Below are 14,290 nucleotides of genomic sequence, written 5' to 3'. Positions count from 1 at the left end.
GGATTATTCTTTCCGGATCGCGGAAGAACCAGCCGGTGGCAAAGGAAAGTAGAAGGAGAAAGAAACCGGCAACGGGAAACCGAAGGATAAAAAGAAGAACCGTTATCAAGAGCAAGGGTATAAGAAAGGGGTATCCCTCTTTTGTCACCTTCATCGTTCAGCCTTCTTTTTATAGGAGCGGATCCGCTCCTCCATTTTATCCTTTATCGAGAGCTTGAGCTTCTTGAGCTCCAGAAGCTCCCTTTCTTCGCTTGGGTTGAGGTAGCTTCTCTTTCTTAGCTCCTCTATTTTCTTTTCGAGCTTCTGATGTTTGTCCGCGAGCTTCCTGAACTCGTGATCCTCTTTAAGCAAGACCCTTTTTATCTCCTCTCGAGAAATAGCCATTTCCTCCCCCTTTAAGTTATGTTAGCAGATTTCCTCCTCCGATACAAATGGCTATCTTTTTCTTAACCGGGCAAGCTCGGCATCGGAGGGGCGGATGTAGTTCGGTTCCAGGATCGCTGGATCCACCCCTTTTCCCTCTCGGAGTAACTCCTCCCCCCTTCTCGCAACCACCTCTCCGATGAAGGGGGAGATGTCGAGAACCACCCCCTTTTCTTTTGTCTCTCTCTCGATGAGCTCCCGGTAGCGGAGGGCTCCGTCGCCGTAGAATACCCCGGGAAGATGGGTAAGCTCCCTGAGGAAGAGCTCCGGCGATATCACCATCTCCTTCCCCTCAGGGAGGATATCCTCTCCCTTTTTGAGATAACAGGCGGTGTAGACCTCACCCCTTCCCGCATCGAGCATTGGATAGATCGCCTCGCCGAATTCCTTCCCCTTCATCGCCATCGCATAGAGGGTGGAGATGGGGACTACCTTGGCACCGGTGGCAAAGGAGAACCCCTTGACCGTGCTCAAGCCTATCCTCAATCCGGTGAAGGAGCCGGGTCCGATGGCGATGGCGAAGCCGTCAACATCGTTTATGGTCAGATCGAGCTCGGAGAGGAGAAAGTGGACCGCGGAGATCAACCTTTTGGTATGGGTTTTCTCGGCGAGGATGTTGACCTCCCCGATTATTCTTCCATCCTGTGAAAGGGCAATGCTACCCGCCCAGGTTGAGGTGTCTATGCCGAGGACGAGCATTTAGCCGAGTACCTCCTTGATCACCTCGAGGGCGCGTTCGATATCGTCCCGAGTGATGCCGTAATGGGTGACCATCCTTATGCTCTTTGGACCTATTGCCAAGGAGAGAACCCCCTGCTCAGCGAGTTTTCCCACTACCTCCTCTGCATCAGGAGCACTTTCCGTGAGCTCGAAGATGACGATGTTTGTCTCCACCTCATCCGGGTCTATCTTCACCGGGGGAAGCTCAGCAAGTCCCCGGGCAAGTATCTTTGCGTTGTCGTGATCCTCCTTTAGGCGATCGACCATTTTGGTAAGGGCGACGATACCGGCAGAAGCGAGTACCCCAGCCTGCCTCATACCACCGCCGAGCATCTTCCTCACTATCCGCGCCTTTTCTATCAGCTTTCTACTTCCTACCAGCATAGAGCCGACGGGAGCGGAAAGCCCTTTCGAGAGGCAGAACATCACCGTATCGAACCCTTCAGTGAGCTCGGCAACCGATTTCCCCGTGGCTACCGCCGCATTGAAGATCCTCGCTCCGTCAAGGTGGGTAGGGATACCTCTCTCTTTGGCGAAGGCGATGACCTCTTTTCTCAGCTCCTCGGGGTAGATCGCTCCGCTCGCCCGGTTATGGGTGTTCTCCAAAGCGATGAGGCCGGTCTGGGCAAGATGATAGCTCTTGGGGCGGATCGCCCTCTTTATATCCTCTACCGTGAGTGCTCCCCTTTTTCCTGGGATCGGTCGCGGTATTACCCCAGAGATGACCGCCATCCCTGCCAACTCATAATTGTAGATGTGACACTTCTCCTCGAGAATAACTTCTTGACTCGGTTTAGTATGGATCTTCACCGCGATTGCGTTTCCCATCGTACCCGAGGGGACGAATAGCGCCGCCTCTCGCCCGAAGATCTCCGCTGCCATAGATTGGAGCCTGTTTACCGTCGGGTCCTCACCATAGACATCGTCGCCCACCTCCGCTTTTGCCATCGCCTCCCTCATCTCCGGGGTGGGCTTGGTCACCGTATCGCTTCTTAAATCGATGATCATATCAATCCTCCTTATAGCGATAGTATCCCTTGAAAGACCTCATTGGAAAGAAGAACCCCGCGAAGGGTAAGCCTTAGCCTCCCTTTGGCGAACTCGAGAAGCCCCTCTTCAAAAAAGGGGGAAAGCTTTGAAGGTAGAGAGGATAGGTCCATCCCATAGCGTTCCTTAAAGGATTCTATTTCCACCCCCTCCCTTTTCCTCAACCCCATAATGAGCGCTTCCTTTGCCCTTTTTTCTTCGCTCAGTTCAACCTTTTCGGAAAGGCAGTCCCTCCCCTCGCTCATCGCTTTCAGATAACGAGAAAGATCCGGACAATTGGTGAACCGGGAGGAAAGATCGTACGAGGAAGCAGAAGGACCGAACCCCAGGTACGGTTTATCCTCCCAGTATTTGAGGTTGTGCCCTGAACGATATCCTTCCCTGGCAAAGTTCGATATCTCATAATGATTATAGCCGGCTGAGGTGATGATTTCCACCCCCATAAGGTAGAGTTCCGCCACCTCGTCCTCCGAGGGAAGGAGTTTTTCCCATTTCTTTCTCGTTTCGTTGTTGAGTTCTAAAAGATAGGCGGAGATGTGTTCTGGGGAGAGGGCTATCGCCTTTTCCAAGGTTTTTTTGAGGTTTGTTCTTCCTCCTCCGGGAAAGCCTACGATGAGATCGAGGTTTATATTGGAAAAACCTGCCCTCCTTGCGGAGAAAAACGCCTCCTCCCCCTCTTTTCCTCCGTGCCTTCTTCCCATCAAGCTCAATTCCTCGTCGATAAAGGACTGGATGCCGATGCTTAGCCTGTTGACCCCGGAGGTGAGGTATCCTTCGAGTTTTTTCTCATTTAGATCGTCCGGATTCGCCTCGAGGGTTATCTCCGCTCCCTCCGAAAGAAGGAAGTTCTCTTTCACCCCGTTTATTATCCTCCTGACCTCCTCTGGTGAGAGAAGAGAGGGGGTACCACCACCGAGATAGATGGTATCGACGGTAGCAGAGGGGTAAGCGTTCCTCTTTTTCGCGCTCTCGATCATAAGGGCGTTGAGAAGGTTTTTCGCCTTCTCCTCCGAATAGGGGATGGAATAGAAATGGCAGTAGGGGCACTTTGAAAGGCAGAAGGGGATATGGATGTAGATACCGATATTTTCCATTATTTCTGGCATCTTGGACAAAAATAAAGGCTCCTCCCCCGGTATTTTACCCTCATTATCTTCTCTCCGCATTTAGGGCAGGGTTCGTTTTCCCTGCCGTAAACCTTGAGTTCATTCTGGAATTCTCCGGGAACGCCGGCAGAGGTAACATAATCGGAGATCGTCGTTCCCTTTCTCTTTATGGCTCGGCTGAGAACATCTATTATCGCCCGGTGGAGACGGACTGTCTCATCCTCATTCAGCTCATTAGCCCGTTTGAACGGAGAGATGGAAGCGATAAAGAGGATCTCTGCCGAGTAGATATTGCCTATTCCCGCTATTTTCCCTTGATCCATCAGGAAATCACGGATGGTGAGCCGGGACGATGAAAGGATCTCGCCGAGTTTCTCCACCGTGAAGTCAGAGGATAACGGTTCTAATCCCAATTTAGATAATGGCGCTCTCTCTTCAAGCTCTTTGGTGAAAAGAAGATGCATCACCCCCAGCCGGCGAAGGTCTTGGTAGAGGAGGAAGCCGCTTGGCTCAAGCCTCAAAGCGAGCCGGAGATAACGCAAGAGGACGAGTTCCTCCGAGTAGATAAGCCTGCCGGTCATCCTTAGATGGAGGAGGAGTGAATAGTTGTTTTCGAGCCCTATGATGATCCATTTGCCTCGCCGGTGGATATTCCTTATCCTCGTCCCAAGGAGCTTCTCCTTGAGCTCAGGAAGGGAGCTTCCCTGAACCAGTCCCTTCCTCAGCAATGGGATCCCAGCGATCATTTGTCCGGGAAGACGATCCTTCAGTTCGGAAACGATGTTTTCCACCTCGGGTAATTCAGGCATCTTTAAGTCCACCGGTCATATAGATTATAGGTCGATTCCTCCTTTTTACAAAGTACCCTCTGGGGGACATCTTCCTCCCGCTCTCTTTAATTTACGGTATTTCCTTTTTTCTTTTGTTCGATTGTGATTGACATCTTAGTTTAATTTACTCCATAATATATGATGTTTCAGCTATGAGCGGGAAAAGATTGAGCAAATGAAGATAATAAAGAAGATATTGGCAGAGCCCATAAGTAAGGTAAGCTGTGAAGATTTTGCCCCTTTTGGCGAGATATTGGACCCCCACAGCACCATAAGCATCGATCTGGGGGAGGGGATGCCCACGGTGGAGATATTCACCGCTCCTTTCCGGTCGTTTTCCTTCAGTGAGATGAGCAGACATGTCAACTCCTGTCAGACTTTCTTCCCTATAGAGGGGAAGGAGTTTGTAATTGCCCTTGCCCCTCCTACCGACAACGACGACCCCTATGCTATGCCTGAGCTCGATGAAATCCGGGCTTTCGTTATCGATGGTGCTTATTGCATCAACCTCGCAAAGGGATGCTGGCATACCACACCTTTCCCCTTCAGCTATAAGACGCATATCGTCTCCCTCCAGAGTAAGAGGACCTTCGAAGAGGACCTGGATATCAAGAAGTTGCAGGTGGAATTCCACATTCGTTTAGAGTAGTTTATCTTCCTCCAGGTAGCCCGCAAGAAGCCCGGGAAGATCGTTACTTCCCTCCTCCTCGAGAAGCTGATAGTGGGCGTATTCCCCTTTTCTCTCCGCCGTTATCTCCCTTCCGATGAGCCTTACCGCTTTTTTTACTGGATGGGTTTTCACCGTGATGTATGCCCGCACCATATTGGCTAAGCTCGCTTCGTGTATTATTATCGTTTTTCCCAGTTTGGTCTTTATCACCGCCCTTAAATGGCGATGGTCCTCCGGTATCCCTATGATCACCTCGGTTATATCCTCATTTCTTAGGATCAGCTTTTCCTTCATTTACCCTTCCTCCTTTTATCAAGGTTATGCTACCATAAAAGGGGGCTTTTCTTAGGAGAAACAAGGGAGGGAAGAGAGTTGAGGATACTCTTCGTTTGCACGGGAAATGTTTGCAGAAGCCCGTTGGCTGAGGCTTATTTCAGGCGGTTTGCTCCATTTTACGGGCTTTCCTCAGTGGAGGTAGCCTCTGCCGGTATCTCCCCCCTTGAGGGGCAAGGTGTGGAAGAAGAGGGGAGGAGACTCTCTCAAGAGATGGGATTTGATCTCTCGAACCATCGGGCAAGACAGCTGAGCGAAGAGCTTATCAAGGATGCGGATCTGGTACTGGTTATGGAACGGGGGCAGAGGGAGCTTCTTTCTTCCCTTTTTCCTCAATATCGGGATAGGGTGAAACTTCTCTCTTCCTTCGCTCGGGATGGCGCAGCGAATCCGGACATACCCGATGCCTATCAGGGGACACTCGACGAATACCGGGAGACATTCCGTCGGATAAAGGAGGCGGTAGACGGGCTTTTTAGATTCCTTTCCCTTGCTCATAAGAGGAAGCCTGATGGATGAGGAGTACTTCTCCAAGATCGAGGAACACTTTGGGAGATTAAGGGGAGGACCATTGCTCCTTTCCCCCAGGGAATGGGAGTTGGTCAGGAGTTGGTGGGAGAAGGGTATCCCTCTTGAGGTAGTTCTCCGGGGGATAAGGCGGGCTTTCGATAAGTTCGAGGAAAGAAAACTTCCCGGGAAAATAGGTTCCCTTTTTTATTGTGAGCACGAGGTTTTGGCTACCTTCCGTGAGTATCGGGAGGCGTTGGTTGGGGGAAGAAAAAAGAAGATAAAAAGAAAAGAGGCGCCTTTTTCCTATCCCGCGCTCAAAGAATCGCTTTCCAAGGCGAGAGATACCCTGCTTAAATTGTCCCAGGAACAGGGAAAAGGTGAGCTTAGGCGACAATTGATCGATATAGCTTCAAGGGTCGACGAGATCTCTTTGCTCATCTCTTCGGAAAACCCGCCTTCCTGGGAGGAGCTCGATGAAAGGCTTTCTCTGCTCGACTCCGAACTTACGGAGGCTTTTTTCTCCCATATCCCCGAAGAGGAATTTGCTTTTGTGTCATCTCGAGTAAGGAAGGAGCTTGCTTCCTACCAGGATAAGATGGACCCCACTACCTATGAGGAGACACTTAGAAGATTGACCCTGAGGGAATTGAGGAACCATTATCGGCTTCCTCGGTTGGATCTTTTCTCCCTTTTGAAATGAAGCAACCGTTATTTCCTCTCGCGATAAGCCTTATTTCGGGGATAATATTCGCCCGTTATCTCCCGTTTAACCCTTATATTTTCCTTTTTCTTCTATTTTTTGTTCTTTTCCTTGCCATTTTCTCTTTTTTTAGGGGAGTTAGCTGGTACCTCTTTAGTTTCATTCTCATTTTCTTCTTTCTCGCCGGTTCCCTCGCCTATTATTCTACCCTCGTTCTTCCAGAGGATCATTTGATCTCCCTCATTCGAAAAGGGGAGATAGATGTGAAGAAGTCGTACGATTTCTCCGCAGTGGTGGTCGATGAGCCGGAGAGAGCATTTGGCAAGCTATATCTCACGGTGGAGCTGAGGAATATATTTCTCAGGGAGAAGGTGATACCGGTGAGGGGTAAAGGGCGGATCATCGTGAGGTTTACCCGATGGTCTCGAGAAGAAGCAAAGGAGTTCTTCTATGGCGATGTGATAAGGACAACCGCCCGCTTCTACCTTCCTCAGGGAAGGAGGAATAGATGGGGCTTTGATTATCGGGAATACCTTCATTCAAAAGGGCTTTACTTCACCTGCTACGCCAAGAGCCCTTTCGCCATCGAGATAAAGGAACGGGGGAAAGGAAGTCCGCTTCTTGCTCCGTTTCTGCGGTTGCGGAGGTTCTTCTCCCGTGCGGTTGAGAGACATTTCGTCACTGGTAGAGGGTGGCTCACCACTGAAGGGGCACTGATAAAAGCGATGACCATCGGGGAAAGGGAGATGGTTCCCCATTGGGTGGAGCGGATGATGCGGGAGCTCGGCATATATCATCTACTCGCCATATCAGGGCTACATATCGGTATCATCAGCTATTTTCTTTATTTTCTACTTCTTAAAGGCTTTCGCCTGAGCGATAGGATATCCTCCTTTGTTCTTCTCATCATCATCGTATTTTATGCCCTTCTCCTCCCTGCCCGCCCCTCAATCCTCAGGGCAAGCTTGATGGCTGGTATCTATCTCTTAGGAAGGGTCATCGGGAGGGAAGGGAGTCTCCTTGGTGCGCTTTCCCTTTCCGCCATTATCGTTCTTCTCATTGATCCCCGATCCCTTTTCACCCTGGGCTTCAAGTTGAGTTACTTGGCTACCCTGTCCATTGCTCTCCTTTCCCAGCGGATTGTTCCCTATTTGCGCTTTCTTCCCCGGCGCTTTGCCGAGATAACCGCCATTTCCCTCTCCGCCCAGATCGGGGTCTTGCCCATCCTTCTTCTTTATTTTGACATCGTCTCCCCTCTCTCCTTTCCGGCGACCCTCATCGCTTTTCCCCTCGTTGGCGCCATTATATTCGGGGGAGGTATCTTTTATCTCCTTTCGATTATTAGCGGGAGCGCCTCGTTGGTAATGGGAGTCCTTCTTTCCACCATCACCTCATTATTTCTTAAAGTTGTTTCTTTCCTTTCCCATTATTCTTTTGCCTATTATCTCCCCACCCCGTTCTTATTTGTGGTGGCTGGTTACTATCTCGCCCTTGTCTTCCTCCTTTTTTCAAAAAGGAAGAAAGTTTTTCTCGTCGGTTTTGTCGTTTTCCTTTTACTTCTCATAACCTATCCCTTCCCGCAACAGGCTTCCTCAGAACTTAACATCGTTTTTTTTGATGTGGGGAAGGGGGAATCGATCCTCATTCGATTCCCGGGGAGAAAGGTGATGCTCATCGACGGTGGAGGATCGGAAGGGGATAATGGGGCTACCGGGGAACTGACCATTGCCCCTTATCTTTTTCACCTGGGGATAAGGAGAATAGATTACCTCGTCGCCTCTCACTTTCATACCGACCATGTGAATGGGCTTTTCCCCCTCATTGAGAGATTTGAGATCGGTGAGTTCTTTATGGGCAATGGACCTCGAGAGATAATAAATTACCGTAGACTGATGAAGGTTGTTGCCCGGAAGAATATTCCCATCAGGAAGCTTAAGCGGGGAGATGAGCTTACGATCGCGGGGGTGAGGATTGAGGTGTTGAACCCATCGCCTGATCCTTATGTCTCTTTGGCGGAGGAAAATGACGATTCGCTCGTGTTCAAGATCACTATGGGGAAGGTGAAGGTGCTTCTTCCCGCCGATATTGGGGGAAAGAAAGAGCGGGAATTGGTGGCTCTATATAGGGATGAGCTTCGGTCGCATATACTGAAGGCAGCCCACCATGGGGCAGAGGATTCCAATACCGAGCCTTTCTTGAAGGAGGTCTCTCCGAGGGCGATAGTGGTTACGGGCTGGGTAAAGTCGAGAGGGAGAAGGCTTTCAGGGGTGGTAAAAGATCGATTCCAGAGGCTACCCGCTCTTATTAAGACAACGGGTGAAGAGGGGGAGGTGGATGTGGAGATCGATGGGGTTGGTTTTTGGATAACCCCCTATCGCCCGAAATTTTTTGATGATTTTTAAAAATTTTTTCTTGCATTGGCTGTATCTGCTTGGATATAATAAGAGCAAATTGGCGAGGGGTATTTGTCTAAGGCTTAGGTCTTGGTTCTATAGAGACTATAAAAAGGAAAGCTTTCCCATAAAGGGGAGTAGGGGGGAGGAGAGACGATGAGGGAGAGGTTTTATAACATCATAGTTATCCCTCACGCGTCAGCCAAATTCCGCAAGATTAGGGTACCCTTCCGACTTATTGTGGCTGGCGGTGTGTTGGTGGGAGTAATATTCATTCTTCTCGGCTTCTTTGTTTACAATTATGTTGAGATGAAGGTTAGGGTCAAAGAGCTCGATAGGTACACTGCTGAGAACCAACGGCTGAAGGCAGAAAATCATCGCTACGAGGTCTCGACCAGGTTCTTGAGTAAGAAGATCGCGGAGATGGAGGCTTATACTAAGAAGCTCAACACTATTGCAGGTATTGATCCCAATCAGGAGATGGTGAAGTATGGCGGGGTGGGTGATTTGGGCGATCTCTCCAATGGGGGAAATAACAAGAATGTATTGGAGGAAGAACTTCCTGCTCTGAAGAGGAAGACCTTCGAGCTTGAGCGGAATTTCCATTATCTGATGAAGTTTTACGAGAAGCAAACCCTTCTTTTAGCCTCAACCCCTTCCATTTGGCCCACCAGGGGGTATATTTCCTCTCCTTTTGGCTATCGGAAAGATCCCTTCACTGGGCAGACCGAGTTTCATAAGGGGATCGACATCGCTACCAGGATAGGAAACCCCATAGTTGCTCCTGCCGATGGGATCGTAATCAAGGCGGGGACCGGTGGTGGTTATGGTAATGTGGTCATCATAAAGCACCGCTTTGGCTTCGTTACCCGATATGGTCATCTATTAAAGTTTGTGGTTCGGGCAGGACAGAAGGTGAAACGGGGACAGATTATTGGCTATGTGGGAAATACGGGAAGGAGTATCGGTCCTCACCTTCACTACGAGGTGTTGAGAAACGGCAAGCCGGTGAATCCGCTTCACTATATCTTGGAAAAATATAAGGTATTTTAGATCCTATCCCTCCGATAAGTTAGCGTTTCCTCACTTTTAAGAAAGCTTTTCTTTTGTCCTCTATATTCCTTGACGCCCTTTGTCTCTTTTGTTAAATTTATGAGGATAAGCGAGGAGAAAATGTTTAACTCTATTCTTACCAAGATCATTGGCACAAAGAACGAGCGGGAGCTCAAGCGGTTGGCTCCTTATGTCCAGCGGGTGGGAGCCCTTGAGCCTGAGATATCCAAGTTGTCCGATGCCGAACTCAAGGCAAAGACAGCTGAGTTCAAGGAGAAACTCGATCAGGGGGCGACCCTCGAGGATATCCTGATAGAGGCTTTTGCTGTTGTCCGTGAGGTGGCGAAGCGGACCCTCAATATGCGTCATTTCGATGTCCAGATAATGGGAGGAGTGGTGCTTCATGAGGGAAAGATCGCCGAGATGGCGACCGGTGAAGGGAAGACCTTGGTTGCCACCCTTCCTGCCTATTTGAATGCTTTGACCGGGAAAGGGGTTCATATCGTTACCGTAAACGATTACCTTGCCCGGCGTGACGCGGAGTGGATGGGACCGATATACCGTTTCCTCGGGCTCTCGGTGGGGGTGATCCAGACGGGGATGGACGATAAAGAACGGAAGGAGGCTTATGCTGCCGATGTCACCTATGGCACCAATAACGAGTTCGGCTTCGATTATCTCCGGGACAATATGAAGTACGATCTTGCTGACTATGTCCAGCGGGGGCACCATTACGCCATAGTGGATGAGGTGGATAGTATCCTGATAGATGAAGCTCGTACCCCGCTTATTATTTCGGGACCGGCGGAGAAATCGGGGAATCTGTTCTACCAGGCGAATCGGGTTATCCCTAAACTTCGAAAGAACATCCACTACGAGGTGGATGAAAAGCACAATACCGCCACCTTCACCGAGGAGGGGATCCGTCGGGCTGAGGAGATCCTTGGCATTGAGAACCTTTATGACCCTCGCTATTTCGACCTTCTCCATGCCCTTTATCAGTGCCTGAAGGCGCATACCCTGTTTCGGCGAGACCGGGACTACATAGTCAAGGATGGAAAGGTGATCATCGTCGATGAGTTCACGGGAAGGCTTATGCCAGGAAGAAGGTACTCCGATGGGCTCCATCAGGCGCTCGAGGCGAAGGAGGGGGTGAAGATAGAAGAGGAGTATCAGACCTTAGCCACCATAACCTTCCAGAACTACTTCCGGATGTACGAGAAGCTCGCCGGGATGACCGGTACTGCAGCGACCGAGGCTCTCGAGTTCGAGAAGATATATGGACTTGAGGTGGTGGTGATTCCTACCAATAAACCGCTTCGCCGCACCGAGTACCCCGATGTGATCTACCGGACCGAGGAGGAGAAGTTCAAGGCGGTGGTCGATGAGATAGAACGGAGACACAAGAAAGAGGTGAAGGTTGATGGCAAGGTCTATCGGGGACAGCCGGTGCTCGTTGGTACCGTATCGATAGAGAAATCGGAGAAATTGAGCAGAATGCTCAAAAAGCGGGGGATAAATCATGTCGTCCTCAACGCCAAACATCACGAGCGGGAGGCGGAGATAGTGGCGAAGGCGGGGCAGGCGGGTGCGGTTACCATCTCCACCAATATGGCTGGGCGAGGTACCGATATCGTACTTGGCGGAGGGGTGGTCCATTTAGGCGGTCTCCATGTCATCGGTACCGAGAGGCACGAGGCGAGGAGGATAGACAATCAGCTTCGGGGAAGGGCAGGTCGTCAGGGGGATCCGGGAAGCTCCCAGTTTTTCCTCTCGTTGGAGGACGATCTTCTCCGCCTTTTCGGAATGGACCGGCTAAGGGGCATCCTTGAACGGCTGGGAATGGAGGAGGGGGTTCCGATAGAGCATCCGGCGGTTACCCGTGCCATTGAGCGGGCGCAGAAGCAGGTAGAGGCGCAGAACTTTGAGATAAGGAAGCACCTCCTCGAGTACGACGATGTGATGAACAAGCAGCGGATCACTATCTACTCCCTCCGTCGGGACATCCTGAGCGGGAAGAACCAGCGGGAGTATGTGCTTGAGCTCGCCGAGGACATCATCGATTGGTTGATGGATACCTATACCAACGAGGAGAAGGACCCCCGGGATTGGGAGGTGGCGGAGTTCAAGGGACAGATCAACCATTATTTCGGGATCTCCCTGGACGATATCAATTTCGATGAGATCAATTTCCCCACCCTTAAGGAGGAGCTCAAACGGAGGATAAGCGAGAAGTACGATGCCAAGGTGAAGAAGTACGGCGAGGAGTTGTGGCGGGTACATGAGCGGTTGATTATGCTTCAGGTAGTTGATTCCAAGTGGAAGGATCATCTCTATGCAATGGACCACCTAAAGGAGGGGATCGGCTTAAGGGGTTATGCTCAACGCGATCCGCTCATCGAGTACAAGCGAGAGGCGTACGAGATGTTCCAGCAGATGATGGAGCGGATAGAGGATGAGATCGTCCGTTATCTCTTCCTGATGGAGCCGGCGATTGAACTTGAAGAACGAAAGGTATTCGACACCGAGAACCTGGTGTACGGGGCAACTGGTGGAGAGGAGACGAAGAGGAAGCCGGTGAAGAGGAAGGGTAAGAAGGTGGGAAGGAACGATCCCTGTCCTTGCGGGAGTGGGAAGAAATACAAGAAGTGTTGTTATCTTAAGGGGATAACCTACGATTAAGGTGGTACATATTTAGAGTTTCTTCCTCTCTTCCCGGTTCGGCATTAAATAAACCTGTTGAGGGAAGGAGGATTTTTTATATAATCGGGAAAAGGAGGAAGTGAATGCTTGACGAGAACATACCTTTGGGTTTGACCTTTGATGATGTTCTCCTCCTTCCTGCTAAATCTGATGTTCATCCCCGGGAGGTCGATGTAAGGACCAGGCTGACCCGGAACATCTCCTTGAATATCCCCATTATAAGTGCGGCGATGGACACGGTTACCGAGGCGCGAATGGCGATCGCTATGGCACAGCAGGGAGGGATGGGGGTAATCCATAGGAATCTCACCATAGAGCAACAGTGTGAGGAGGTGGACAAGGTAAAGCGGTCGGAATCGGGGATGATCGTGGACCCCATCACTATGCGTCCCACGGGGAAGGTGGGAGAGGCACTTGCTCTTATGAGGAAATTCCATATTTCAGGGATCCCGGTTACCGCTGAGGATGGAACCCTGCTTGGCATCATCACCAACCGCGATCTTCGATTCGAGACGAGAATGGACATCCCCGTTTCTGAGCTGATGACCAAGGATGACCTTCATACGGTTCCGGTGGGTACCACCCTTGATGAAGCGCAGAAGATGCTCCATAAGTACCGGATAGAGAAGCTGTTGGTGGTCGATGAAAACTACAAGTTGAAGGGGTTGATCACTGTCAAGGATATAAGGAAGAGGATCGAGTATCCCAACGCCTGCAAGGATGATCTGGGGAGGCTCAGGGTAGGAGCAGCGATAGGGGTAACCGGCGATTATTTGGAGCGGGCGGAGGAGCTCGTCTCCGCTAATGTGGACATCCTGGTGATCGATGCCGCTCATGGTCATTCGGTTCGCGTCCTTACCGCTCTTGAGGAGCTTAGGAAGAGGTTCCCCGATGTCGATATCATCGCGGGCAATGTGGCTACTGCTGAAGGGGCGCTTGATCTGATCAAGAGGGGTGCCGATGCGGTCAAGGTGGGCATCGGTCCTTCTGCCATCTGCACCACCAGGGTGGTATCCGGGGTAGGGGTACCCCAGCTCTCTGCCGTCGCCATTTGCGCTAAGGTTGCCGAGGAATACGATATACCGGTGATCGCCGATGGGGGGATCAAGTATTCCGGCGATATCACCAAGGCACTTGCTGCCGGCGCCCATTCAGTGATGATCGGAAGTCTCTTTGCCGGTACCGACGAGAGCCCTGGCGAGGTGGTTCTCTATCAGGGGAGGACCTATAAAGCCTACCGGGGAATGGGATCCCTCGGGGCGATGCAGGAGGGAAGAGCCAAGGACCGCTATTTCCAGGAAGACGAACTGAAGCTGGTACCCGAGGGGATCGAGGGGAGGGTCCCTTATCGGGGTAAGCTCGCCGATACCGTGTTTCAGCTGATAGGAGGCCTCCGCGCCGGAATGGGTTATTGTGGTTGTCGTACTATTGAGGAGTTGAGAAAGAAGGCGAAGTTCGTCCGAATCACCTCATTTGGCCTCAAGGAAAGCCATGTTCACGATGTGATAATCACCAGGGAGGCGCCTAACTATCAGGTCGAGCCGGATATGGAGTAGAGGTTAGCTCCTCGATGAGGATCTCTCGCTCCTCTCCATCTTTATGATTTATCCTCACTCTGATGGCGGGAAGGGGCGTTAATACGCCCAGTTTTTCTGCCCATTCGATGGCGATTACATTTGGCGGGCGAATGAGCTCCGAGATCCCGAGCTCGAATATTTCATCAGGATCATCGATACGATAAAGATCAATATGATAGAAAGGGAGGCGTCCTCGATAATGTTTGATGAGGGTGAAGGAGGGGG

Annotated in this window: 14 protein-coding genes; 7 read left to right on the top strand and 7 right to left on the bottom strand. The window is 50.8% G+C overall.

The annotated features are described in order from the left end of the window. Positions 1-150: 150 nt before the first annotated feature. The 5 genes from J7L64_04415 to mutM are packed head-to-tail and all read right to left on the bottom strand — an operon-like array spanning position 151 to position 4,105. Positions 151-384, bottom strand: coding sequence for a DUF465 domain-containing protein (locus J7L64_04415; GenBank protein ID MCD6451585.1), 234 nt, complete (start codon positions 382-384; stop codon positions 151-153). A gap of 51 nt (positions 385-435) precedes the next feature. Continuing rightward, positions 436-1,122, bottom strand: coding sequence for a tRNA (adenosine(37)-N6)-threonylcarbamoyltransferase complex dimerization subunit type 1 TsaB (tsaB, locus tag J7L64_04410; protein ID MCD6451584.1), 687 nt, complete (start codon positions 1,120-1,122; stop codon positions 436-438). After that, entirely contained in the window at positions 1,123-2,148 is a 1,026-nt protein-coding gene (gene ltaE / locus J7L64_04405; protein ID MCD6451583.1) for a low-specificity L-threonine aldolase, read from the bottom strand. It lies immediately after the preceding gene. Between the two features lie 14 nt (positions 2,149-2,162). Then, positions 2,163-3,284, bottom strand: a complete 1,122-nt coding sequence (gene hemW, locus J7L64_04400; protein ID MCD6451582.1) for a radical SAM family heme chaperone HemW — start codon at positions 3,282-3,284, stop codon at positions 2,163-2,165. After that, positions 3,284-4,105 (bottom strand): bifunctional DNA-formamidopyrimidine glycosylase/DNA-(apurinic or apyrimidinic site) lyase, encoded by an 822-nt coding sequence (gene mutM / locus J7L64_04395; GenBank protein MCD6451581.1) that lies wholly within the window; start codon positions 4,103-4,105, stop codon positions 3,284-3,286. Before mutM ends, hemW begins: the two co-directional genes overlap by 1 nt. Positions 4,106-4,301: 196 nt before the next feature. Here mutM and J7L64_04390 point away from each other — a divergent pair, with 196 nt between their 5' ends. Continuing rightward, the gene (locus J7L64_04390; GenBank protein MCD6451580.1) at positions 4,302-4,775 is read left to right on the top strand and encodes an ureidoglycolate lyase; all 474 of its coding nucleotides are present in this window, start codon (positions 4,302-4,304) and stop codon (positions 4,773-4,775) included. Here the strand turns inward: J7L64_04390 and J7L64_04385 are convergent. After that, positions 4,767-5,090 (bottom strand): hypothetical protein, encoded by a 324-nt coding sequence (locus J7L64_04385; GenBank protein MCD6451579.1) that lies wholly within the window; start codon positions 5,088-5,090, stop codon positions 4,767-4,769. The genes J7L64_04390 and J7L64_04385 overlap by 9 nt on opposite strands. 78 nt (positions 5,091-5,168) lie before the next feature. On the opposite strand from J7L64_04385, the gene J7L64_04380 reads away from it, so the two are divergent. The 6 genes from J7L64_04380 (at position 5,169) to guaB (ending at position 14,044) form a co-directional block, all read left to right on the top strand. Then, positions 5,169-5,648: a low molecular weight protein arginine phosphatase gene (locus tag J7L64_04380; GenBank protein ID MCD6451578.1), complete on the top strand. Its 480-nt coding sequence runs from the start codon at positions 5,169-5,171 to the stop codon at positions 5,646-5,648. Beyond that, entirely contained in the window at positions 5,641-6,339 is a 699-nt protein-coding gene (locus tag J7L64_04375; GenBank protein MCD6451577.1) for a hypothetical protein, read from the top strand. Before J7L64_04380 ends, J7L64_04375 begins: the two co-directional genes overlap by 8 nt. Then, on the top strand, positions 6,336-8,741 hold the full coding sequence (locus tag J7L64_04370; protein MCD6451576.1) for a DNA internalization-related competence protein ComEC/Rec2: 2,406 nt from the start codon (positions 6,336-6,338) through the stop codon (positions 8,739-8,741). The genes J7L64_04375 and J7L64_04370 overlap by 4 nt, the downstream gene beginning before the upstream one ends. 147 nt (positions 8,742-8,888) lie before the next feature. Further along, positions 8,889-9,785, top strand: a complete 897-nt coding sequence (locus J7L64_04365) for a M23 family metallopeptidase (protein MCD6451575.1) — start codon at positions 8,889-8,891, stop codon at positions 9,783-9,785. Between the two features lie 120 nt (positions 9,786-9,905). Then, positions 9,906-12,467 (top strand): preprotein translocase subunit SecA, encoded by a 2,562-nt coding sequence (gene secA, locus J7L64_04360; protein ID MCD6451574.1) that lies wholly within the window; start codon positions 9,906-9,908, stop codon positions 12,465-12,467. A gap of 104 nt (positions 12,468-12,571) precedes the next feature. Then, positions 12,572-14,044 (top strand): IMP dehydrogenase, encoded by a 1,473-nt coding sequence (guaB, locus tag J7L64_04355; protein ID MCD6451573.1) that lies wholly within the window; start codon positions 12,572-12,574, stop codon positions 14,042-14,044. On the opposite strand, the gene J7L64_04350 is transcribed toward guaB, so the two are convergent. After that, the coding region (locus J7L64_04350) for a tRNA (adenosine(37)-N6)-threonylcarbamoyltransferase complex ATPase subunit type 1 TsaE (protein ID MCD6451572.1) at positions 14,013-14,290 on the bottom strand (278 nt) is incomplete at its 5' end. The genes guaB and J7L64_04350 overlap by 32 nt on opposite strands.

Source organism: Acidobacteriota bacterium (assembly GCA_021161905.1).
GTDB lineage: Bacteria > Acidobacteriota > B3-B38 > Guanabaribacteriales > JAGGZT01 > JAGGZT01.
This window is presented reverse-complemented; position numbering and strand designations above follow the sequence as displayed.